Source organism: Streptomyces sp. NPDC088747 (genome assembly GCF_044751025.1).
In the GTDB taxonomy this organism is placed as follows: Bacteria; Actinomycetota; Actinomycetes; order Streptomycetales; family Streptomycetaceae; genus Streptomyces.
In genome coordinates, this window is sequence record NZ_JBIVKZ010000008.1 from 68337 (window position 1) to 90949 (window position 22613).

General features: G+C 71.0%; 20 protein-coding genes and 1 tRNA gene. 9 read left to right on the forward strand and 12 right to left on the reverse strand.

Annotation, left to right across the window (positions count from 1 at the left end):
* The first annotated feature begins 56 nt into the window (after window positions 1-56).
* Entirely contained in the window at window positions 57-572 is a 516-nt protein-coding gene (locus tag ACIP79_RS20180; protein WP_401225113.1) for a roadblock/LC7 domain-containing protein, read from the forward strand.
* 16 nt (window positions 573-588) lie between these two features.
* Window positions 589-963: a hypothetical protein gene (locus ACIP79_RS20185; protein WP_401225115.1), complete on the forward strand. Its 375-nt coding sequence runs from the start codon at window positions 589-591 to the stop codon at window positions 961-963.
* Window positions 964-1016: 53 nt separating this feature from the next.
* Here ACIP79_RS20185 and ACIP79_RS20190 read toward each other — a convergent pair whose 3' ends face one another.
* From ACIP79_RS20190 to ACIP79_RS20200, 3 genes are all read right to left on the reverse strand, one after another.
* Window positions 1017-1586 (reverse strand): hypothetical protein, encoded by a 570-nt coding sequence (locus tag ACIP79_RS20190; protein WP_401225118.1) that lies wholly within the window; start codon window positions 1584-1586, stop codon window positions 1017-1019.
* Between the two features lie 97 nt (window positions 1587-1683).
* Window positions 1684-2523: a MurR/RpiR family transcriptional regulator gene (locus ACIP79_RS20195; protein ID WP_401225121.1), complete on the reverse strand. Its 840-nt coding sequence runs from the start codon at window positions 2521-2523 to the stop codon at window positions 1684-1686.
* Between the two features lie 53 nt (window positions 2524-2576).
* Entirely contained in the window at window positions 2577-4106 is a 1530-nt protein-coding gene (locus ACIP79_RS20200) for an aromatic amino acid ammonia-lyase (RefSeq protein ID WP_401225123.1), read from the reverse strand.
* 210 nt (window positions 4107-4316) lie between these two features.
* On the opposite strand from ACIP79_RS20200, the gene ACIP79_RS20205 reads away from it, so the two are divergent.
* Window positions 4317-4745: a hypothetical protein gene (locus ACIP79_RS20205; protein WP_401225636.1), complete on the forward strand. Its 429-nt coding sequence runs from the start codon at window positions 4317-4319 to the stop codon at window positions 4743-4745.
* Window positions 4746-5153: 408 nt separating this feature from the next.
* Here the strand turns inward: ACIP79_RS20205 and ACIP79_RS20210 are convergent, their stop codons facing one another.
* Entirely contained in the window at window positions 5154-6548 is a 1395-nt protein-coding gene (locus ACIP79_RS20210; RefSeq protein ID WP_401225125.1) for a cystathionine beta-synthase, read from the reverse strand.
* Between the two features lie 143 nt (window positions 6549-6691).
* On the opposite strand from ACIP79_RS20210, the gene ACIP79_RS20215 reads away from it, so the two are divergent.
* The 3 genes from ACIP79_RS20215 to ACIP79_RS20225 all read left to right on the forward strand — a co-directional run bounded on the left by ACIP79_RS20215 (window position 6692) and on the right by ACIP79_RS20225 (window position 10387).
* A complete protein-coding gene (locus tag ACIP79_RS20215) occupies window positions 6692-7714 on the forward strand; it encodes an SGNH/GDSL hydrolase family protein (RefSeq protein ID WP_401225127.1) in 1023 nt (340 codons plus the stop codon).
* Window positions 7715-8099: 385 nt separating this feature from the next.
* Window positions 8100-9320, forward strand: a complete 1221-nt coding sequence (locus ACIP79_RS20220; protein ID WP_401225129.1) for an acetyl-CoA C-acetyltransferase — start codon at window positions 8100-8102, stop codon at window positions 9318-9320.
* A gap of 284 nt (window positions 9321-9604) precedes the next feature.
* Window positions 9605-10387 carry a hypothetical protein gene (locus ACIP79_RS20225; RefSeq protein WP_387188110.1) on the forward strand — a complete coding sequence of 261 codons (783 nt, stop codon included), beginning with the start codon at window positions 9605-9607 and terminating at the stop codon, window positions 10385-10387.
* Between the two features lie 124 nt (window positions 10388-10511).
* Here ACIP79_RS20225 and ACIP79_RS20230 read toward each other — a convergent pair whose 3' ends face one another.
* Window positions 10512-10823, reverse strand: coding sequence for a hypothetical protein (locus ACIP79_RS20230; protein ID WP_401225131.1), 312 nt, complete (start codon window positions 10821-10823; stop codon window positions 10512-10514).
* A 104-nt stretch (window positions 10824-10927) separates the two neighbouring features.
* Between ACIP79_RS20230 and ACIP79_RS20235 the strand changes: the two genes are divergently transcribed.
* Window positions 10928-11158, forward strand: coding sequence for a DUF4287 domain-containing protein (locus tag ACIP79_RS20235; RefSeq protein WP_148008763.1), 231 nt, complete (start codon window positions 10928-10930; stop codon window positions 11156-11158).
* A 106-nt stretch (window positions 11159-11264) separates the two neighbouring features.
* Here the strand turns inward: ACIP79_RS20235 and ACIP79_RS20240 are convergent, their stop codons facing one another.
* The 3 genes from ACIP79_RS20240 to ACIP79_RS20250 all read right to left on the reverse strand — a co-directional run bounded on the left by ACIP79_RS20240 (window position 11265) and on the right by ACIP79_RS20250 (window position 13840).
* Window positions 11265-12149: a Bax inhibitor-1/YccA family protein gene (locus ACIP79_RS20240; protein WP_401225133.1), complete on the reverse strand. Its 885-nt coding sequence runs from the start codon at window positions 12147-12149 to the stop codon at window positions 11265-11267.
* Between the two features lie 227 nt (window positions 12150-12376).
* Complete coding sequence (locus ACIP79_RS20245) at window positions 12377-13552, reverse strand: 4-hydroxybenzoate 3-monooxygenase (protein WP_401225136.1); 1176 nt, start codon at window positions 13550-13552, stop codon at window positions 12377-12379.
* 204 nt (window positions 13553-13756) lie between these two features.
* Window positions 13757-13840, reverse strand: a tRNA-Leu gene (locus tag ACIP79_RS20250).
* A gap of 420 nt (window positions 13841-14260) precedes the next feature.
* On the opposite strand from ACIP79_RS20250, the gene ACIP79_RS20255 reads away from it, so the two are divergent.
* Together ACIP79_RS20255 and ACIP79_RS20260 are read left to right on the forward strand one after the other, a co-directional pair.
* Complete coding sequence (locus ACIP79_RS20255) at window positions 14261-15031, forward strand: ABC transporter ATP-binding protein (RefSeq protein ID WP_383683448.1); 771 nt, start codon at window positions 14261-14263, stop codon at window positions 15029-15031.
* A 75-nt stretch (window positions 15032-15106) separates the two neighbouring features.
* On the forward strand, window positions 15107-17635 hold the full coding sequence (locus ACIP79_RS20260) for an ABC transporter permease (protein WP_401225138.1): 2529 nt from the start codon (window positions 15107-15109) through the stop codon (window positions 17633-17635).
* A gap of 67 nt (window positions 17636-17702) precedes the next feature.
* On the opposite strand, the gene ACIP79_RS20265 is transcribed toward ACIP79_RS20260, so the two are convergent.
* The 4 genes from ACIP79_RS20265 to ACIP79_RS20280 all read right to left on the reverse strand — a co-directional run bounded on the left by ACIP79_RS20265 (window position 17703) and on the right by ACIP79_RS20280 (window position 22599).
* Complete coding sequence (locus ACIP79_RS20265) at window positions 17703-18989, reverse strand: class I SAM-dependent methyltransferase (RefSeq protein ID WP_401225141.1); 1287 nt, start codon at window positions 18987-18989, stop codon at window positions 17703-17705.
* A gap of 239 nt (window positions 18990-19228) precedes the next feature.
* Entirely contained in the window at window positions 19229-20635 is a 1407-nt protein-coding gene (locus ACIP79_RS20270; RefSeq protein WP_383683422.1) for an NAD(P)/FAD-dependent oxidoreductase, read from the reverse strand.
* A gap of 468 nt (window positions 20636-21103) precedes the next feature.
* Window positions 21104-22045, reverse strand: a complete 942-nt coding sequence (locus ACIP79_RS20275) for an exopolyphosphatase (protein ID WP_401225144.1) — start codon at window positions 22043-22045, stop codon at window positions 21104-21106.
* Window positions 22042-22599: a DUF501 domain-containing protein gene (locus ACIP79_RS20280; protein ID WP_401225146.1), complete on the reverse strand. Its 558-nt coding sequence runs from the start codon at window positions 22597-22599 to the stop codon at window positions 22042-22044. The genes ACIP79_RS20275 and ACIP79_RS20280 overlap by 4 nt, the downstream gene beginning before the upstream one ends.
* Window positions 22600-22613 lie beyond the last annotated feature (14 nt).

Genomic DNA, 22613 nt, shown 5'->3' on the forward strand with positions numbered 1-22613 from the left:
CCGCGGGAGGCCTTGTGATCCGCGCGCTACGACAGCGTGCCGAGAGGAGACTGCTGATGGCGGCGGAGCCCGAAGTCCTCGACGAACTGCACCGGTTGAGGGCACGAGTACCCCAGTTGACCGGGGCGCTCGCGGCCAGCGCCGACGGTCTCGTCCTCGCCCACGACACTCCGGGCGTGGAGCCGGACGGCCTGGCCGCGCTCACCGCGGCCGCGCTGGGCGTCGCCGTTCGGCTGTCGGACGCCACCGGGCAGGGCGACTTCCGTGAACTGCTGGTGCGCGGCGTCCACGGCTATGTGGCGACGTACGCGGCGGGCGGCTCCGCCGTGCTGACGCTGCTCGCCCAGGACCGGGTGAACGTCGGCCGGCTGCACCTGGAGGGCCGCCGCTCCGGCACCCGGATCGGCGAGCTCGTGGACGCCGCGACGGCCCGCGGCGAACCGGTCACCTCGGCGAGAGCTCCCGTGAAACCGGGCCCCGCCCCCTCACGTACCCGTCCCACGCGCGGCGCGCCAGGTTCGCGCGCCGCCGCCACCCCGACCCCCAACACCCCGAGAACATCGGAAAGCTGAGAGGAAACCGGAGACCATGGCCAACACCGAAACCGCACTGAAAGAGGCACTCGCCTCCATCGAGGGAGCCACCGGAGCCGCCCTCGTCGACTACACCAGCGGCATGGCGCTGGGCACCATCGGCGGCAGCAAGAGCTTCGACCTCACCGTCGCGGCGGCCGGCAACACCGACGTCGTACGCGCCAAGCTGCGCACCATGGAGCACCTCGGCCTGAAGGCCGAGATCGAGGACATCCTGATCACGCTGTCCGACCAGTACCACCTGATCCGGTTGATGCAGGGGCGCGGCGGCAACGGCCTCTTCCTCTACCTGGTCCTCGACGCCAAGCGGTCCAACCTGGCGATGGCCCGCCACCAGTTGCGCAGGATCGAGGCGGAACTGGAGGTGTGACCCGGGCCGGCGGCCGGAGGCCGTGACGGTCGTCGGCCGCCGGCCCGGGCGTGTCAGTGGCGCCGCGCTCCGCCGGGCGCGGCGTCACCCGCCGCCACACCCGTGGCACGGCAGGCCCTGACCGGCTTGCCCGCGGGGGCGCCCGCGCCCCGGCCGAGCCAGTCGACCCGCACCCAGATCAGCTCCTGCCCGGCGCGTTCGCGGCGCCCGAGCCAGCCGGCCTTCAGCCACAGGCCCACTCCCGCCCCGGCGAGCAGCATGCCGCCGGCGGCGGGCACCGCGAACGAGCTGCCCAGCGCGGCGGCGAAGGCGAGCAGCAGCCACCAGCGGTGGCCCCGGCGCCAGTTCCGTATCGTGACCGCGCGGTCCTGGAGCACATCGTGCTTGCTCGCGCGAGCCGCCGAGCGGGCCAGTGCGGCGTACCGCTTCCTGCGCGCGTACGCCACCACGACGGCCGTGACGATGAACAGCACCGCTCCGGCCATGACGCCGATCCGGCGCCCGGTGAATCCCGGCAACAGCAGGCCGACGCCCGCCGCGAACACCCCGCACCACCACAGCGGTGCCGCGCCCGCCCGCACGACGACAGCCACCCGGGCCAGTCCCTGCCCTCCGCGCCCCACGTTCCGCCTCCTCGTGTGTCCCAGTCCTCCGGGCGGGCAGGCTAGCGAGCGAAGGTGAGACGAATCTGAGAAGTACGGGACCTCCACCGAACCGTGACTACTCCACGAACAGCCCCCGGGCCGCGGCCCGCGCGTCGAACTCCTCCAGCCGCGCCTGCGCGTCCGGCAGGTCGTCGCACATCGCCTCCAGCAGGACGCGGCCGAGCAGCATCGGGGCGCAGGCCGTGTCGAAGGCCAGCCCGGTGCCGACGGCGGCCGGCAGCAGCAGGTCCGACACCTTGGCCACCGGCGCGAACGCCGAGTCCGCGACCGTCACGACCGTCAGGCCCGCCGCCTTCGCGTACGCCAGCGACTCCACGACCTCGCGCGGATGCCGGGGCAGCGCGAAGCACAGCAGTGCCGTCGCCCCGGCGTGCACGGCCGCGTCGATGCGGTCGTGGAGCATCGTGCCGCCCTCGTGCAGCAGCCGTACGTCGGGATGGACCTTGGCGGCGAAGTACCCGAAGCCGTACGCCTGGGAGGCGGCGGCGCGCAGGCCGAGCACGACGAGGGGCCTGCTCGCGGCGAGCAGTTGTCCGGCGCGGGCCACCGGGCGCGGGTCCGCGAGCACCTCGGCCAGATGCCTGAGGTTCTCGATCTCGGCCTCGACGGCCTGCTGGTACTCGTTGTACGAGGCGTTGGACACGGCCTGTTCCGAGGGCGCGACCTCGCGGAGGTGCTTGCGCAGTGCCGGGTAGCCGTCGAAGCCGAGCGCGACCGCGAACCGGGTGACGGACGGCTGGCTGACCCCGGCGAGCTCGGCGAGTTCGACGCTCGACAGGAAGGGCACGTCCGCGGCGCGCCGCACCATGCTGTGCGCGATCCGTCGCTGGGTCGGCGTCAGGCGGTGCCCCTCGAAGAGCGCCTGGAGCCGGGCCGCGGGACTGTCCGTCGCCATACCGATGCTCCCGTCAACGCCCTTGCTACCGCCCGTACTTGGCTCCACTCCGGTCATGACGCGCTCCCCCTCCAGATGTCCGTGAACCGGTCGAGCAGCGCGGCCGCGCCGGCCACGTCGTCGGTGAGCGGCCGGTCCGCCTGCCCGGGGTCGAGCACCGACTCGGCGAGCTCGAACGCCTGCCCGGCCGGCAGTTCCGGGCCGGGTCGCAGGCCGCGCTGGCGCAGGGCCCGTACGGAGGCGACGAGTTCGCAGCCGACGACGAGACGGTACGCGCCGCACGCGCGCAGGGTCTGCCGTGCGGCGAGCGAGGCGAAGCTGGCCTGTTCCTCGACGCCCCGGGAGAGTACAGCGTGCCCGAGCGAGGCGGGCGCGGAGAAGGCCCGCAGGTCACCGAGGGCCGCGGCGGCGGCGTACTCCAGGATCATCACACCGGAGGACGCGGGTTCGCTGTCGGCGAGGAAGGGGCGCAGCCGGGTGTAGGCGGGCTCGTTCAGGGTGGACAGGCGTGAGGTCGACAGCCGGGCGACCTGGGTGACGGCGAGCCTGAAGTGGTCGAGAGCCAGGGCGAGTTGGGCCTGGTAGAAGCCGCCGTGGTGGTAGGCGGCCATGTCCTCGGGGGAGATCAGCGGGTTCTCGGCGGCGGCGTTGATCTCGACGGTGAGCACGCCCTCCAGCGCGTCCGCCGCGTCCTGGGCCGGCCCGTGGATCTGCGGGACGCAGCGGAAGCCGTACGGGTCCTGGATCCGCCCGAGCGGCGGCACCGGCCGGTCCGCGGCCCCGATCAACTCCCGCATCCGGCGGGCCACTTCGACCGAACCGCGGTGCGGCCGGGCGGCGTGCACGGGCGCCGCGTACGCCTCGTGCGAGCCGTCGACCGCGATCAGCGAGAGCGCGGCGACCACCTGGGTGGCGCCGATGAGCCCCCGCAGCTCGTCCAGGGCCAGCGCGGCCTGCCCGAGGGTGAGCGCGTTGCTGCTGATGAGCGCGAGGGCGTCGTTGTTGTCGAGGGGCTGCGGCTCGGGGCCCAGCGCAGGCGAGTACGCGTTGGCCGGGCCGCGCCAGGGATGCTCCCCGGCCAGTGCCAGCCCCACCTGGGCCAGTGCCGCGATGTCCCCGGTGCCGACGGACCCGAACTCGTTCACCACCGGGTGGACCCCGGTCTCCAGGGCCTCGCACAGGGCCGTGACGACGGTGGGGCGCAGACCCGCGCCGCCCGCGAGCAGTTGGTTGGCCCGTACGGCGAGCATCGCGCGGACCTCGCGGGCGGGCAGTTCCTCGCCGATCGCCCCGGCGTGACTGCGCAGCAGCCGCAGGCCGTGTCCCGCGGCGGACGCCGTCGGCACGTCCTCGTTCCGGTTGGCGCCGACGCCGGTGGAGCGCCCGTAGACGCGACCGCTCGCGGCGATCTGCCGGGCGACGTCCCAGGATTCCTCGACGCGCTTCATCGCCTCGGTGCCGGGAACGGGCCGCGCGGCCCCGTCGGCGAGCCGGACGACGTCCGTGACCCCGGTGCTGCATCCGTCCAGCACCACGAGTCCGGTCGTCAGCCCATTCGGCGTGTCCTCGTCCCGAGACGACATAGAGCGCAGACTCCCCTCGACCAGACACCGCACCGTCGACAACCTATTCAAGTCGAGAGAACTCTGCATGACGGTATGCAGGCCGGGCAAGTGGCCGGAGCCGGTGGCCGGCGGCGGCTGCCCGGACGGGGGTGCAGCCCAGTGCGAACAGGGGGGCTAACCCCCGTGCCACGAAGGCGTCGGCTCCCTAACGTGGACATCATGACCGGTATGGATGCCCGCGGCGACGCCGAATTGAAGAAGGAACTCGACGCCACCTTGCACGCACGCAAGGAGCTGGGCGACGAGTACGAGTCCGCGTTGGTCGACTCGTTCCTGGAGAAGGTCGAACAGCGCTTTGACGGCGTGGTCGACCGCCGGGTGCGACGCCAGCTCGCGGAGCAGCAGATGGTGGTGGCCCGGGGATCGCGCTCCCCCCAGTCGACCGACTCCTTCGGCGAGCGCTTCGGCTTCGGGATCGTCTCCCTGGTGCTCGCCGTCCCGCTGTCCGGGATCGGCGGGGGCGTGGCGGGCCTGCCCGGCCTGCTGGTCGCCTGGGCCGGGATCGTGGGGGTCAACGTGGTCCAGGCCGCGCGGCTCTCCCCGAACTTCTTCGGCCGCCGCGACAAGAACAGGCGCGACTCGGACTGGGAGGACTAGGGCCTGTCCGAGGAAGGACCGACACAGCTGAAGGGCCCGGCACCTGGGGAGGTGCCGGGCCCTTCGTGGTCTTGCGCGGGGACCGCCGCACCCCCGTTACCGGGGGGCGGGACGACGGCGGTCCCCGCGAGGGACGCGCGCCGGGTCAGGGCCGGGCGTACGCGTCCGTGGCGTCCATGGAGGTCCGGGAGCCGCTCCGGAGGTCCTTGACGCCGTTTTGGTGTCGGCCGGGGCGGGGAGCCGCTCCCGCCCTTGCCGACATCCACTAATGTGCCGGACCCGTGTTAAGCCGGTGCTGCGTGGACGTGACGCGCTCGTACCACTTCTGCGAAGTTCCCGCCCGAAGGCGCCGCTCAGAGGCCTTTCCGCAGCTCGGCGAGGACTTCGGCCCGGACGATCACCGCCGTGTCACTTCTTCGGGGCGCCCTTGGCGAGGAAGGACAGCAGGTCCTGGCGGCTGACGACCCCGGTGGGCTTGCCCTCGACCAGGACGATCGCGGCGTCGGCGGCACCGAGCACGGACATCAGGTCCCCGACCGGCTCTCCGGAGCCGACCTGCGGAAGCGGCGCCGACATGTGCTTCTCCAGCGGGTCCTCCAGGGAGGCCCGCTGGGTAAACAGCGCGTCGAGCAGCTCGCGTTCCACGACCGACCCGATGACCTCGGCGGCCATCACGTCCGGGTGTCCGGCGCCCGGCTTGACGATCGGCATCTGCGAGACGCCGTACTCGCGCAGCACGTCGATCGCCTCGCCGACGGTCTCCTCCGGGTGCATGTGGACGAGCGTGGGGATGCGGCCGTGCTCCTTGTCGTCGAGGACGTCGGCGACGCGCGCGCTCGGCCCGGTGTCCTCCAGGAAGCCGTAGTCCGCCATCCACTCGTCGTTGAAGATCTTGCTGAGGTATCCGCGCCCGCTGTCCGGCAGCAGGACCACCACGACGTCGTCCGGGCCGAGCCCCTCGGCGACCCGCAGCGCGGCGACCACGGCCATGCCGCAGGAGCCGCCGACGAGCAGCCCCTCCTCCTTGGCGAGCCGGCGTGTCATCTGGAAGGAGTCCTTGTCGGACACGGCGACGATCTCGTCGGCGACGGTCCGGTCGTACGCGGTGGGCCAGAAGTCCTCGCCCACGCCCTCGACCAGGTACGGCCGCCCCGACCCGCCGGAGTACACGGAGCCCTCGGGGTCGGCGCCGATCACCCGTACCTTGCCGTCGCTGGCGTCCTTCAGGTACCGCCCGGTGCCGGAGATGGTGCCGCCGGTGCCCACGCCCGTGACGAAGTGGGTGATCCTGCCCTCCGTCTGCTCCCACAGCTCGGGGCCGGTGGAGTGATAGTGCGAGAGCGGATTGTCGGGGTTGGAGTACTGGTCGGGCTTCCAGGCGCCGGGCGTCTCACGCACCAGCCGGTCGGACACGTTGTAGTACGAGTCCGGGTGCCCGGGGTCGACCGCGGTGGGGCAGACGACGACCTCGGCACCGTACGCCCGGAGCACGTTGATCTTGTCGGTGCTCACCTTGTCGGGGCACACGAAGATGCACTTGTAACCCTTCGTCTGCGCGACGATGGCGAGCCCGACTCCCGTGTTTCCGCTGGTCGGCTCGACGATCGTGCCCCCCGACCGGAGGGCGCCGCTCTCCTCCGCGGCCTCGATCATGCGCAGGGCGATGCGGTCCTTCACGGACCCGCCGGGGTTGAAGTACTCAACCTTCGCCAGGACGGTCGCCTGGATGCCCGCACTCACGTTGTTGAGCCTCACCAGCGGGGTGTTGCCGACGAGACTGATCATCGAGTCGTGGAATTGCACCGTTGTCTCCGGAGCTGCGTTCTAAGAGGGATGGTCTGGTCAGCCTACGGCCCCCGATGACCGTTCACGCGCCGTTGAGATTGGGGAACGGCCCTGACGGGGCAAGCACTGGATGTACGGCTATGAGGAGGTGGCGGCTACGCATGGCGGGTTTGTCGAGGGCGAGAGTGGCGCGGCGGATCGCCGCGGGCGCGGCGTACGGCGGCGGCGGGATCGGCCTGGTGGGTGCGGCCGCGGTCGGTGTGCTGCTCGCCGAGGTGCAGATGGCGAAGCGCGTGGTGGGCAACGGACACACGCCGCACGCGCCGCGCGGAGAGGGTTTCTACGGGTACGGGTACTCCGGGCAGGACGGGCCCCCGCTGCGGATGGTCATGCTCGGTGACTCCACAGCCGCCGGGCAGGGCGTGCACCGGGCCCGGCAGACCCCCGGCGCGCTCATCGCGTCCGGGCTGGCCGCGGTCGCCGAGCGGCCGGTGGAGCTGAGCAACGTGGCGCTGCCCGGGGCTCAGTCCGACGACCTGGACCGCCAGGTGTCGCTGGCCCTCGCGGACGTCACCCGGCCGCCGGACGTCTGCGTGATCATGATCGGCGCGAACGACGTGACCCACCGGATGCCGCCCACGCGTTCCGTGCGTCATCTGTCCTCGGCGGTACGGCGGCTGCGCACGGCCGGTGCGGAGGTCGTGGTGGGCACCTGTCCCGACCTGGGCACGGTCGAGCAGGTCCAGCAGCCGCTGCGCTGGCTGGCCCGCCGGGCCTCGCGGCAGCTCGCCGCCGCGCAGACGATCGGCACGGTCGAGCAGGGCGGTCGTACGGTGTCGCTGGGCGACCTGCTCGGCCCCGAGTTCGAGGCGAATCCGCGGGAGCTGTTCGGGCCCGACAACTACCACCCCTCCGTCGAGGGGTACGCGACCGCGGCGATGGCCCTGTTGCCGACGGTCTGCGCGGCGCTCAACCTGTGGCCGGCCGAGGAGGAGCGGCCCGACGCCTCCCGGCGTGAGGGGTTCCTGCCGGTCGCACGGGCGGCGGCGGAGGCCGCCGCCGAGCCCGGCACCGAGGTCGCCGCCGCGATGCCCACCGGGCCGCGCGGCCCCTGGGCCCTCCTCAAACGCCGCCGCCGCCGGCGCGTCCCGGCCACGGACCCGACCCCGGCCCCGTCGACATGACACCAGCCTTTTTTCGCCCCCTCCGCCCCTTCCCGTCCCGTTCCTGGGGGCTGCCGCCCCCAGACCCCCGCATCGCGCTGACGCGCTCGTCCTCAATCGCCGGACGGGCTGAAAGATTTCTAGCGCCGACCGGCGGAAAATTTCAGCCCCTCCGGCGTTTGAGGAGCGGGGGTTCGGGGGCGGAGCCCCCGAGAGACGGGACGGGAAGGGGCGGAGGGGGCGAGAGAAGCTGATGTGGCACCGGATACGAAGGCGCCCACGCCAGAAAAAAGCAAGCGCTTGGAAAGTGCGGTCGGAGTCACACTCCCGGAGCGGTGACCCCGACGGTACGTACGGGTAACTTCCCAAGCAGCCCTGCCCGCCCCGTACGCCAATGGAGCCGTCGATGCCCGAAGCCGTGATCGTCTCAGCCACCCGCTCCCCGATCGGCCGTGCCTTCAAGGGCTCCCTGAAGGACCTGCGCCCCGACGACCTGACCGCCACGATCATCGAGGCCGCCCTCGCCAAGGTCCCCGAGCTGGACCCGAAGGACATCGACGACCTGATGCTCGGCTGCGGCCTCCCCGGCGGCGAGCAGGGCCACAACCTGGGCCGCATCGTCGCCGTGCAGATGGGCATGGACCACCTCCCGGGCTGCACCATCACCCGCTACTGTTCCTCCTCGCTCCAGACCAGCCGCATGGCCCTGCACGCCATCAAGGCCGGCGAGGGCGACGTCTTCATCTCGGCGGGCGTCGAAATGGTGTCGCGCAGCGTCAAGGGCTCGAGCGACGGCCTGCCCGACACGCAGAACCCGTTCTTCGCCGACGCGGTGGCTCGTACCGCCACCGTGGCCGCCAGCGAGGGCGCGAGCTGGCACGACCCCCGCGAGGACGGCCTCGTCCCGGACGCGTACATCGCGATGGGCCAGACCGCCGAGAATCTGGCGCGGATCAAGGGCGTCACCCGCCAGGACATGGACGAGTTCGGCGTCCGCTCGCAGAACCTCGCCGAGGAAGCCATCAAGAACGGCTTCTGGGAGCGGGAGATCACCCCGGTCACGACCCCGGACGGCACGGTCGTCGGCAAGGACGACGGCCCGCGCGCGGGTGTCACGCTGGAGGGCGTCCAGGGCCTGAAGCCGGTCTTCCGCCCGGACGGACTCGTCACGGCGGGCAACTGCTGCCCCCTGAACGACGGCGCCGCCGCACTCGTGATCATGTCCGACACCAAGGCCCGCGACCTCGGCCTGACCCCGCTCGCCCGCATCGTCTCCACCGGCGTCACCGGCCTCTCCCCCGAGATCATGGGCCTGGGCCCGGTCGAGGCGTCGAAGCAGGCCCTGAAGCGCGCCGGTCTCACCGTCGACGACATCGACCTGTTCGAGATCAACGAGGCGTTCGCCGCCCAGGTCATCCCGAGCTACCGCGACCTGAACATCCCGCTGGACAAGCTGAACGTCAACGGCGGCGCCATCGCTGTGGGCCACCCCTTCGGCATGACGGGCGCCCGCATCACCGGCACGCTCATCAACAGCCTCCAGTTCCACGACAAGCAGTTCGGCCTGGAGACGATGTGCGTCGGCGGCGGCCAGGGCATGGCGATGGTCATCGAGCGCCTCAGCTAGTCCCCTGGGAGTGACCGAAGTTGAACCCAGAGTGAACGAATCGGCCCGGATCCCCGCAACCACAGGGAGTCTGGGCCGATTTGTGATCCAATCCCCCCCAAGATGTGACCTATCTCCCTCCGGAGAGGGATTTACGCAGGTCAGAGCGGCTACACGAGTAAACGCCGGGCCCAAAGTCCTGTCCCTTTCGTGACGTTACGCACTGACAGCGGGATAGTCCGCCCTTCAAGCTGATGTAGGAAGTCGGGGGTCGACTTTGAACCGGGAGTACGTCAGTGAGCGCCATGCCGATTGCTTTGCTGCTCACCACGGCCGCCACCGCGGTCGTGGGCGTCGCCGTTCTGCGCACCCTCAAGGGGCTGCGCACGCAGGTCGCGGCCCTGCACACCGAGCTCGCCGCGAGCCGGGCCACGGCGGCGAGAGGGTTCGTGCCCGCCGCCCGTACGGCCACGGACGCGGACGAGATACGCGCCGCCGTGGCCGAGGCGCTCGCCGAGGAGCGGGAGCGGGAGCTCGCCGAGGCGCGCGCGTTCTGGGCCGCCCAGGAGGCGCGTGACGCCTCGGACATGCCCTCCCTGCTGGGGCTGCCGGACAACGAGCCGTTCCTGCCGCGCGCCTCGGACTTCGTCGGTCTCGAACACCTGGAGCCGGTGCCCGAGCCGGGCCCGGACGCCGACGAGTTCGCCGGGGACTCCCCCGAACTCGCCGCGGCCCGCCGCCGCCACCCCTCCCACCCGGACTTCGTCCCGGTCCAGTCACCCGTCGTGAACGACCACGAGCGCACGGTGGCCTGCCTGGAGGAACTCGCCGAGTCCCGCACGGAGCTGGCGGACGTCCGCCCCGGCCCCCTCGGCACCCTCGACGTCTACGTCTTCGCCGACGGTACGACGCTGTGCATGACGCCGGGTCACCGCGAGACCGCGGAACACCTGGCCGCGGCCCTGCGCATGGGCGCCGCCCCGGTCCTGCTCGGCGGCTCCGGCGTCTCGGGCGCGTACGCACTGACGTTCGCGTGCGGGGACGAGAACATCTACATCCTGGCCGACCGGGTCATAGCGTCGCTGTAGCCGTGGCGGCGTAGTAACCGTGGCGGCGTTGTTGCCATGGCGTCGATGTAGTCATGGTCGCGCCGTAGTCACGGCGTCCCTGCGCTCAAAAAGCGTCGTCGCGCGCCGGGGTCCGATCCGAGGATCAGACCCCGGCGCGTTTCTGCGCCTCCGCCACGAGCCTCACCGCTTCCGCCAGCTCCCCCTCGTCCTTCAGTACGAGTGCCAAATCGTGCGCGGCGACGGTGATTTGGTCGGCGGCGGCGAACATGCCCGCGTCGGGCATCTCGCGGGGCTCCCCTGCGGGATCCTCCACACGCTGGGTGCGCAGGGCCAACTCCCTGGCCAGGCCCAGCGCTTCGGCGGCGGCCCCGCGTTGCAGCCGGCTCTGCGGCGCGGCCCGCAACCGGTCGGCGAAGTGGTCCACGGCACGGGTCAGCGGCGTCGTATCAAGCACGCGGCGAGCGTACGCGCCGCAGCGGGACTGTTGCCAACAACCCAACCCTCAGGCACGGTGGCGTGAAGGACCGGCTTACATCCCCATTGCGTCCGGAGGCGCCGATGTCCCAAGTCTTCTCCCAGGAGACCCATCGCAATCTGCTCGCCCGCATCCCTCACTGCACCGGTCGTGAGATCTCCGACTGGCTGCGCACCGTCGACGAAGGCCCCGCGCTCTTCCGCTTCGAGGAGAAGGTCAGCTGGCTCCGCGCCGAGCACGACCTCGCGTACGGCCACGCCAAGGCAATCATTCACGAGTACGACCTGAGGAGGGCCGCGCGCAAACTGCTCTGAGCGCGCACCACCGAGACGACAGACATCCGCACGGCAGAGGGCCCGCGAACCGGTGGGTTCGCGGGCCCTTCAGTCACTGGCTACCGGCTTCCGCCGGCCAGCGCGACTAGTCGTTGCCGCTGAAGATGGCCGCCAGCCGCAGCATCTCGACGTAGATCCACACGATGGACATGGTCAGGCCGAACGCGGCCAGCCAGGACTCCTCGCGGGGCGCTCCGTACGCGATCCCGTCCTCGATCTGCTTGAAGTCGAGGGTCAGGAAGAACGCGCCGAGGACGATCGCGAGGATGCCGACGATCGCGCCCAGCGGGCCCATGCTGCGCAGGCCGCCGTCCTCGGCGACACCGAAGGCGACCAGCAGCAGGTTGACCGCCATGACCACGATGAAGGCGATGGCGATGGCCATGCCGATGCGCGCGTACCGCGCGGTCACGCGGATCCAGCCCGCCTTGTAGATCAGCAGGGTCGCGCCGGACACCGCCATGGTGCCCAGCACCGCCTGGAAGGGCGCGCCCGACCACCGGCTGTTGTACATCTCGCTGATGACCCCGAGGAAGACGCCCTCGAAGGCGGCGTAACCCAGGATCAGCGCGGGCGAGGCCTTGCGCTTGAAGGACTGCACCATCGCCAGCACGAAGGCGATCAGGGCCGAGCCGATGGCGAGCCCGAAGCTGGTGCTGGTGACCGGCAGCAGCGCCCAGGCCAGGACGGCGCCGACGGCGACGGTGCCGAGCGTCATGGCCGAGCGCATGACGACGTCGTCCATCGTCATACGGCCGGTGGTGGCCGGGGCCTGCGGGGGAGCGCCCTGCTGGAGATCCGGCTGCGCGTAGGGATTCTGCGCGTAGGGGTTGCCGCCGCCCTGCTGGGCGTACGGGTTGGCCTGCGTACCGACAGCGGGTCCCCCGGCCTGCGGCGCCGCGTTGAATCCCGCGGAGCCGTTGTCGCGGCTGAAGCCCCGTCGCGAGAAGACCGGGTTGCTGCTCCTCATTTCACTCCTCCATAGCCACCCTGCGTGGCCTTGGCTCAAGAGTAATAGGTAGGCAAAGGAAAGAGCCTAGTGCTTGGGGAGGATCTTTCCCTTGTCGTGACGCTGAACACGCTACGTGGTCCCCTCATTCCCGGCGACGGAGCCCCCAATCCATGACCGGACCGGGACACGGCCGAGACCGGCCGATGATCGTCGGGACGGTCAGGAGGGGGCCGGGCGGGGCCGGGTCAGTCCAGCGGGAACCCGGTGTACCCCTCCGCGAGGTCGGTCTCGGCCGCCCGCGAGCCCGCCACCCGCTCCAGCCGCGCGAGCTGGAGGCGGTCCTCGAAGGGGCTCGCGTCGGGAGCGCGGTGCAGCATGGTCGTCATGTCGTACGAGAACCGCTCGGCCTGCCACACGCGGCGCAGGCAGCTCGCGGAATAGGCGTCGAGGAGTTCGGCCGATCCGGTGTCCCGGAGCCGGACCAGCGCGCGGGCGAGGGTGACGACGTCGCCGACGGCGAGGTTGAGGCCCTTGGCGCCGGTCGGCGGCACGATGTGCGCGGCGTCCCCCGCGAGCAGGAGCCGGCCGTACCGCATGGGCTCGTGGACGTAGCTGCGCATCGGGGTCACGGACTTGGCGGTGATGGGCCCGCGCCGCAGCCGCCAGTCGTCGTCGGTCTCCAAGCGGCGGTCCAGTTCGTCCCAGATCTCCTCGTCGCCCCACGCCTCGGCGTCCGTGCCCTCGGGCACCTGGAGATAGAGGCGGGAGACGGTGGGCGAGCGCATGCTCAGCAGGGCGAAGCCGCGGTCGTGGCGGGCGTAGACGAGCTCGTCGTGCGAGGGCGGCACGTCGGCGAGGATGCCGAGCCAGCCGAAGGGGTACGTCCGCTCGAAGACCCGGGAGAGTCCGGCGGGCACGGCCTGGCGCGCGACGCCCCAGAACCCGTCGCAGCCGGCCACGTAGTCGCACTCCAGCACGTCCTGGCGCCCCTCGTGGCGGAAACGGATCCGCGGCCGGTCCCCCTCGACGCCCTCCACGGCCAGCGCCTCGGCCTCGAAGAGCAGCGGCCCGCCGTCCTTGAGCTGGAGGGCGATGAGGTCCTTGCACACCTCGGTCTGCGCGTACACCATCACGGAGCTGCCCCCGGTGAGCCCGGGAAAGTCGACGCGGTGCCGCCTGCCTCCGAACCGCAGCTCGATCCCGTCGTGCCGGAGTCCCTCCCGGTCCATCCGCTCCCCGGCGCCCACGGCGCGCAGCACGTCGACGGTCCCCTGTTCCAGGATCCCGGCCCGCTGCCGGTGCTCCACATAGGCGCGGTCCCGGCTCTCCAGGACCACGGACTCGATCCCCGCGTCGTGGAGCAGCCGCGCGAGCAGCAGCCCGGCCGGCCCGGCCCCGATGATCCCGACGGTGGTACGCATCGGCACGCCCCTTCGCGTTCCTTGGTTCACCCAATTGTTCGCATGGTGAAGTTTCCTTCACCATCTTCCGTGTGAGTCTCCGACCGCTTCGGTCCGCTGTCAACAGGTGAAGTCGTACGCCGGTGCGCGGTGATCACGGGAGCCGGCCGGCCCGGCGGGAACGCCGTCCGCCGAGACCCGCGCCCGCGCTTCGAGAGCGGGAAGTGCCCGGAACCGGACTTGAACCGGTACGCCCCGCGAGGGGCAGCGAGGTTTAAGCTCGCCGTGTCTGCATTCCACCATCCGGGCAGGCCATGGGCTCCGCGTCGAGGTTCCGAGCCTATCGGGGCTCATCCCTCGAACTGCGGCCAGGCCGGGCGATGTTGTCTTATTTTATTGGCGCCTGAGGGATCGTCAGCCGCCGGTACAGGCCATACGCACATGCCAGACAGCCTTTCGGGCGACTTTGGTCGGCGCATACGGAATGACGGAATTTCACCGTCCGAACATGCGGCCCGCACAGCACCCGTGAGCGTGCCCCTGGCCGACGCCCCTCAGGGACGACCGTCATCCCCAGGTATGACACGGGCGTTCCCGGTGCGACCGAAGTCGCGCCCGGAACCGGAACAGCGGCTGACTACACGGCCCCGAACGACCGCGACGATGGACCCAGTCCCCCGGAAACCGTCGTCGTCCCGACAGGAGCACCCTCCCGTGACCACCACTCCCGTGACCGCCGCCCGCCCCGCAGACCGGACCGCCGCGGTGGCCGCCCGCGCCACGGAACTCTCCAAGGTCTACGGACAGGGCGAGACCCAGGTGATCGCCCTCGACCGGGTCACCGTCGACTTCCGGCAGGCCGAGTTCACCGCGATCATGGGCCCCTCGGGGTCCGGCAAGTCCACGCTGATGCACTGCGTCGCCGGGCTGGACTCGTTCTCCTCCGGCTCGGTGCGCATCGGCGAGACCGAGCTCGGCTCCCTCAAGGACAAGCAGCTCACCAAGTTGCGCCGGGACAAGATCGGCTTCATCTTCCAGGCATTCAACCTGCTGCCCACCCTGACCGCGCTGGAGAACATCACCCTCCCGATGGACATCGCGGGCCGCAAGCCTGACAAGGAGTGGCTGAACACGGTCATCCAGATGATCGGCCTCGCCGACCGCCTCGGTCACCGGCCCTCCCAGCTCTCCGGCGGCCAGCAGCAGCGAGTCGCCGTCGCCCGCGCGCTCGCCTCCCGGCCCGACATCATCTTCGGCGACGAGCCGACCGGAAACCTCGACTCCCGGGCGGGCGCCGAGGTGCTCGGCTTCCTGCGCAACTCCGTACGCGAGCTGGGCCAGACCGTCGTCATGGTCACCCACGACCCGGTGGCCGCCGCGTACGCGGACCGCGTCATCTTCCTGGCCGACGGCCGGATCGTCGACGAGGTGCTCAAGCCGACCGCGGACGCGGTCCTCGACCGGATGAAGCAGTTCGACGCGAAGGGTCGTACGAGCTGACGCTCTTCGGTCCGCCAGGCCCGGCGCCACCCGCGCGCCGCCGCAGACTTCCTACCCTCCTTGGACTGAGACCCCATGTTCCGTACCGCCTTGCGCAACGTTCTCGCGCACAAGGCCAGGCTCCTGATGACCGTGCTCGCCGTGATGCTCGGCGTGGCGTTCGTGTCGGGGACCCTGGTCTTCACCAACACCATCTCGGACGCCTACCAGTCGAGTTCCGCCAAGGGCTTCGACCAGGTCGACGTCGTCGTCGAACCGGAGGTCCAGGACGACACCGGCGACACGGTCGGCAAGGAGCAGAAGCTCACTCAGGAGCTGCTCGACAAGACCGCCGACGTCCCCGGCGCCGCCTCCGCGATCGGCGTCGTCAACGGCTTCACCGCCATAGCCGACAAGGACGGCAAGCTCGTCGGCGACGGCTTCCAGTCGGCGGGCGGGAACTACTGGGGCGACAAGGACCCCCGGTACCCGCTGACCGGCGGCAGCGCGCCGCGCGGCCCGAACCAGGTCGCGATCGACTCCGAGACCGCGAAGCGGACCGGGTACAAGGTCGGCGACACCGTACGGCTGTCCGTCGACGGCCCCGTCCTGACGCCCACCGTCACCGGCATCTTCACCACCGACGACGGCAACGTCGCGGCCGGCGGCAGCCTCGCCCTCTTCGACACGGCGACCGCGCAGAAGCTCTTCGACTCCGTCGGCAGCTACGCCCAGATCGACGTGAAGGCCAAGGCCGGCACCAGCCAGACCGCCCTCCAGAGCCAGCTCGGCAAGGTCGTGCCCAAGGACGTCGCCTCCACCACCACCGGTGAGAAGGCCGCGGCCGACCAGGCCGAGCGGATCTCCTCGGCGATGAGCGGCATGAAGACGGGCCTGCTGGTCTTCGCCGGCATCGCGCTGTTCGTCGGCACGTTCATCATCGCCAACACCTTCACCATGCTGGTCGCCCAGCGGACCAAGGAACTCGCGCTGCTGCGCGCCGTCGGCGCCTCCCGCAGGCAGGTCACCAGGACCGTGCTCGTCGAGGCCTTCGTGGTCGGCGCGGTCGCGGCCGTCACGGGGCTGGTCGCGGGCATCGGCATCGGCGCCGGAATGCGCTCCCTGATCGGCACGCTCGGCGCGCCCGTGCCCGACGGCCCGCTGGTGATCTCGCCGGGCACCGTCGTCACGGCGCTGCTCGTCGGCGTCCTCATCACGATGCTCGCCGCGTGGCTGCCGGGCCGCCGCGCGGCGAAGATCCCGCCGGTCGCCGCGATGAGCAGCGTCCACGCGCAGGCGACCACCAGGTCCCTGGTCGTACGGAACACCATCGGCGCACTCTTCGCGGGAGCCGGCATCGCCGTCGTCCTGTTCGCGACGACCATGAGCGGCTCGGACGGCCAGGCCCCGATGGGTCTGGGCGCGGTCCTGCTCATCCTCGGCGTCTTCGTCCTCACGCCGCTGCTGTCCCGCCCGCTGATCGCGGCGGCCTCCCCGGTGCTCCGTCTCTTCGGCGTCGCCGGCAAGCTCGCCCGCCAGAACTCCGTGCGCAACCCGCGCCGCACCGCCGCGACCGCCTCCGCGCTGATGATCGGCCTCACCCTGATCACCGGCATGACGGTGATGGCGGGCAGCCTCCAGAAGTCGATCGACAAGATGGCCAGTTCCGCGATCAAGGCGGACTACGTCATCTCGATGGCCAACGGCCGGTCGCTCTCGCCGGACGTCGAGAAGAAGCTCGCCGGCCTCGACGGGGTCACGGACACCAGCGCGCTGCGCAACTCGCCCTCGCGCATCGACAAGCAGACCGAGTACCTGACGGGCGTCAACGGCGCCTCCATCGCCAAGCTCACCGATCTCACCCTGGACGAGGGCTCGTTCAAGGTCGGCGGGACGCAGGTCGTGGTCGACGACGACACCGCGAAGTCGCACGGCTGGAAGGCCGGCTCGAAGTTCACCGTCTCCTACGAGGACGGCGAGAAGCAGCGGTTGACCGTGGCCGGCGTCTACCAGGGCAACGAGATGATCTCGGGCATCATGCTCGACAGCTCGACGCTGAACCCGCACACCACGGACGCCTACGACATGCAGGTCATGCTGAAGACGTCGAGCGGCACCTCGAACGCCACCAAGGACAAGCTGGAGAAGGCCCTCGGCGACAACCCGGCGATCCAGGTCCAGGACAAGAAGGACATCTCCGAGCAGATCGCCAGCATCTTCACGCTGATGCTGAACATGCTCTACGGCCTGCTCGCGATGGCGGTCATCGTCGCGGTCCTCGGGGTCATCAACACCCTGGCCATGTCGGTCTTCGAGCGCTCGCAGGAGATCGGGATGCTCCGCGCGATCGGCCTCGACCGCAAGGGCATCAAGCGGATGGTCCGGCTGGAGTCCCTGGTCATCTCGCTCTTCGGCGGCGTCCTGGGCATCGGCCTGGGCGTGTTCTTCGGCTGGGCCGCCGGTCAGCTGATCGGCAGCACCATGCCGACGTACGAACTGGTCCTGCCCTGGGCCAGGATGGGGCTCTTCCTGCTCCTGGCCGCGGCGGTCGGCGTCCTCGCGGCGCTGTGGCCGGCGCGGCGGGCGGCCCGCCTGAACATGCTGTCGGCGATCAAGTCGGAGTAGCCGTACGACGCGACGAAGGGGCCCCGTTCCGCGTGGAACGGGGCCCCTGCGTCGTTCCGTACGCCGGTCAGTTCCAGTCGCGCGAGCGCAGCGGCATCCCGGAGGATCCCGAGGCCCGCGGTGTCCTGACCGCCAGCACCTGGTTGACGCCGATGCGGTTCTGCTCGAAGGCGAGCACGGAGGCGGCCATGTAGAGGCGCCAGACGCGGGCGCGGCCGGGGCTGGTGAGCCGTACGGCACGCTCCCACTGCGCTTCCAGGTTGGTGACCCACTCGCGCAGGGTGAGGGCGTAGTGCTCGCGGATCGACTCGACGTCGCGGACCTCGAACCCGGCCCGCTCCAGCTGGGTCACCGTCGTCCCGACCGGCGCGAGTTCGCCGTCCGGGAAGACGTACGCGTCGATGAACTCGTCGACGTGGTACGCCGACTCGTCCCGGCGCGGCGGGCGCGCGATCTGGTGGTTGAGCAGCCGCCCGCCGGGCTTCAGCAGCCCGTGCAGCACCTCGGCGTACTCCAGGTATCTCTCGGCACCCACGTGTTCGGCCATGCCGATCGAGGAGATGGCGTCGTACGGCCCGTCCGCGACGTCCCGGTAGTCCTGCACCCGGATCTCCACCCGGTCGGTCAGCCCCTCGTCCGCGACCCGCTTACGGGCGTACGCGGCCTGTTCCTGCGACAGCGTCACGCCGACCACGCTGACGCCGTGCTCACGGGCGGCGTGGATGGCCATGGAACCCCAGCCGCAGCCGACGTCCAAGAGCCGCTGACCGGCCTTCAGGTCCAGCTTGCGGGAGACGAGTTCGAGCTTGTCGCGCTGGGCGTCCTCAAGGGTCCCGCCGTCCTCCCAGTAGGCGCACGAGTAGACCATCGACGGGCCGAGGACGATCTCGTAGAAGTCGTTCCCCACGTCGTAGTGGTGGCTGATGGCCTGCCTGTCGCTCCGCCTGGTGTGCAGGTGGCGGTTCCTGCGCACCTCCTCGGGCGGCGGGGCGGGCGGCAGCGGTCCCGCCAGCTTGACCAGCCCGCGCACCGCGGCGCGCACCTCGGGGTCGCGCAGGGCCTCCGCGGTCCCCCGCGCGTCCTCTCCCCGCTCCCACACGAGCCCGGACATCAGGTCGAGGGCGCTGTAGAGGTCGCCCTCCACACCGAGGTCCCCGGCCACCCATCCCCTCGCCAGACCCAGCTCCCCCGGCTTCCACAGCAGCCGGCGCACGGCCCGGCGGTTGTGGACGAGGAGTACGGGGGCGGCGGGCGGGCCTGCCTCCGAGCCGTCCCAGGCGCGGATACGCAGCGGGAACGGGGCTCCCAGCAACTGTTCGACAAGGCTCTTCAGACGCATCGCGGCGTCCTGCATGGCCCACACCTCCGTGACGACACTCCCTGACGCTCCAACATCCACGTAAACACCAAGAAGCGCCGCGCGCAGTCCCTCAGGCGCGTCACGGCTTCGCAAAATACATGCAGAGGCCACGCTTCTGGCGCCGGTCGGCCGCCGCGGGAAGGCCGTGGAGACCGAGGGGGGCAAAAACGCCGAAGGGGCCTCCCGCACCACGGATGGCGGGAGGCCCCTTCGGGGCGTTCTGTGACCGGACGTCAGGAGGCCTTGGCCTTCTCCTCGGCCTTCTCGGCCTTGGCGGGCGCGGCCGTGGCCGCGGCGGGACGGGGCGCCGGCTTGGCGGCCTCGTAGAACTCCTCGCGAGGAGTCTCCATGGCGCCGAGCGAGACGACCTCGCGCTTGAGGAACATCGCGAGCGTCCAGTCGGCGATGACGCGGATCTTGCGGTTCCACGTCGGCATGGCCAGACCGTGGTAGCCACGGTGCATGTACCAGGCGAGACGGCCCTTGAGCTTGATCTTCATCTTGCCCATGACGATCATCGCGACGCCCTTGTGGAGGCCGAGACCGGCCACCGCGCCCTTGTTGGCGTGCGCGTACTCCTTCTGCGGGAAGCCCCGCATACCGGAGATCACGTTGTCGCCGAGCACCTTCGCCTGGCGCAGCGCGTGCTGGGCGTTCGGCGGGCACCAGGCGTTCTCGACGCCGGCCTTGCGGGCGGCGACGTCCGGCACCTGGGCGTTGTCGCCCGCGGCCCAGATGTAGTCCGTGCCCTGCACCTGGAGGGTGGTCTGCGTGTCCACGTGACCGCGCGGGCCCAGCGGCAGACCGAAGCGGGAGAGAACGGGGTTCGGCTTGACGCCGGCCGTCCAGACGATCGTGTTGGAGTCGACTTCCAGGCCGTTCTTGAGCACGACGTGACCGTCGACGCAGGAGTCCATCGAGGTGGAGAGGTAGATCTCCACGCCCCGGCTCTCCAGGTGCTCCTTGCCGTACAGGCCCAGCTTCGGCCCGACCTCGGGAAGGATCTTGTCCGCGGCGTCGACGAGGATGAAGCGCATGTCCTCGCGGGAGACGCTGGAGTAGTACTTCGAAGCGTCGCGGGCCATGTCCTCGACCTCGCCGATGGTCTCCGCACCCGCGAAGCCACCGCCGACGAAGACGAAGGTGAGCGCCTTGCGGCGGACCTCCTCGTCCGTGGTCGAGTCGGCCTTGTCGAGCTGCTCGAGGACGTGGTTGCGCAGGCCGATGGCCTCTTCGATGCCCTTCATACCGATGCCCTGCTCGGCGAGGCCGGGGATCGGGAAAGTGCGCGAGACCGCGCCCATCGCGATGACGAGGTAGTCGAAGGGCAGCTCGTACGCCTCACCCACGAGGGGGGCGATCGTGGCCACCTTGCGGTCCTGGTCGATGGTCGTGACCCGGCCGGTGAGGACCTCCGCCTTGGGCAGCACGCGTCGCAACGGGACGACGACATGCCGCGGGGAGATGCTGCCGGCGGCGGCTTCGGGGAGGAAGGGCTGGTAGGTCATGTACGACCGGGGGTCGACGACCGTGACGGTCGCCTCTCCGTAGCGCATCTTCTTGAGAATGCGCCGAGCTGCGTACAGGCCTACGTACCCACCGCCTACTACGAGGATCCTGGGACGCTCCGTGGTGCTCATGCAATCGAGTATCCACCTGCCCCTGGGGGGTCGCTCGTGAGCCCCTTCACAAGCATTCGCGGACCCTCTGCTACACTGCGCGGCCCGCGTGATCGAAGTCATGCCGCCACGGTGAAACCGGCGTCCGGTTCGGACCGTTGTCAACACCGCGTGAGCAGCCACTCCGTCCCCGCGAACGCCTCTCGGCCGAGCCGCGCGGACCCCCGTTTCACACGCCCGAAACACGCCCCGAACGCTCCTGTGAGCACCGCTTCCGGCCTGGTGAGCCGCCCGGAAGGACCATGGGGGCGAATTCCTCGCCCAACAGGGCCCTTTTCCTTGTGAAGAACTTCACGAACTTTTCCGGCGGCGTGTCGCCGAGCGGATTCCGAAGGCCCGAAAGGGCGCTCATACGTTGTCCCACCTGCTCAGGAGAGGCGCCCGGCGGGGGCGGGCGGCCCCCGCCTCTCCCCCGCCGCGGCGCCGCCGCTAGGCGATCGACCAGACGATCCCGTCGAGGATGTCGTGCTCGCTGACCACGACCTCCGCCGCGCCGATCCGCTCCATGATCGAGAGGAGCACCAGGGCGCCCGCGGCGATGACGTCGACGCGGCCCGGGTGCATCGACGGGATCGCGGCCCGCTCGGCGTGCGTCGAGGCCAGCAGGGACTCGGTGATCTCGCGGACCTTCTCGTAGGGGACCCGGGAGTGGTGGATGGCGGCCGAGTCGTACTCGGGGAGGCCCTGGGCGATCGCCGAGACCGTGGTGACCGAGCCCGCGAGCCCGACCAGCGTGCGCGCCTCGCGCAGCGGAACGGTCCGCTCGGCGAGGTCGAGGGCCGCCTCGACGTCCGCGCGGATCGCCTCCGCCTCGGCGGCCGTCGGCGGGTCACTGACCTTCCCGTCGTGCACGAGGTACCGCTCGGTCAGCCGCACGCAGCCGACGTCGACGGAGCGCGCGGCACGCACCTCGTCGTCGCCCACCACGAACTCCGTCGAACCGCCGCCGATGTCCACCACCAGGAACGGCCTCGCGAGCCCGTCGCGGCCCGTCAGCTCCTTCGTCGCGCCGGTGAAGGAGAGCGCGGCCTCCTGGTCGCCCGTCACGACCTCCGGCTCGACACCGAGGATGTCCAGCACCCCGCGCACGAACTCGTCGCGGTTCTCGGCATCCCGGGACGCCGAGGTCGCCACGAACCGCAGCCGCTGCGCGCCGAGCTCCTTGATGACCGCCGCGTACTCCCGGCAGGCGGCGAAGGTGCGCTCCAGCGCCTCGGGGGCCAGCCGGCCGGTCCGGTCCACGCCCTGGCCGAGCCGGACGATCGTCATCCGGCGGTCCAGGTCGACGAGTTCCCCCGTCGCCGGGTCCGCGTCGGCGACGAGCAGCCGGATCGAGTTCGTACCGCAGTCGACGGCGGCGACACGGGTCATCGGGAGGCCTCCTCTTCCGCGGGGACCGCGCACGCGTCCCCCGACAACGTCACGCAGGGTCCCTTGCGCCACCACTCCGGCAGCATCGCGATGGCCTCGTCGCCCAGCGGGTTCACCCCGGGGCCCGCGGCCAGGGAGTGGGCCACCAGCACGTGCAGGCACTTCACCCGGTCCGGCATGCCGCCGGCGCTCGGGAAGCCCTCCAGCACCTCGATGGAGTCACGCCGGGCGAGGTAGTCCTCGTGGGCGGCGCGGTAGGCGGCGGCCAGCTCGGGGTCGTCCGCCAGCCGCTCCGTCATCTCCTTCATGACCCCGTTGGCCTCCAGCGTGCCGATCGCGGAGGCCGCCCGCGGACACGTCAGGTAGTACGTCGTCGGGAACGGCGTCCCGTCCGGAAGGCGGGGCGCCGTCTCCACCACGTCCGGCTGACCGCAGGGACAGCGGTGCGCGATCGCGCGCAGCCCGCGCGGCGGGCGCCCGAGCTGCTGCCTGAAGGCCTCGACGTCTGCGTCGGTCGGCTCGGTGAAGGGAGTGGTGGGCGGGGGCGTCTGCATGCCTGGGTGTTGTC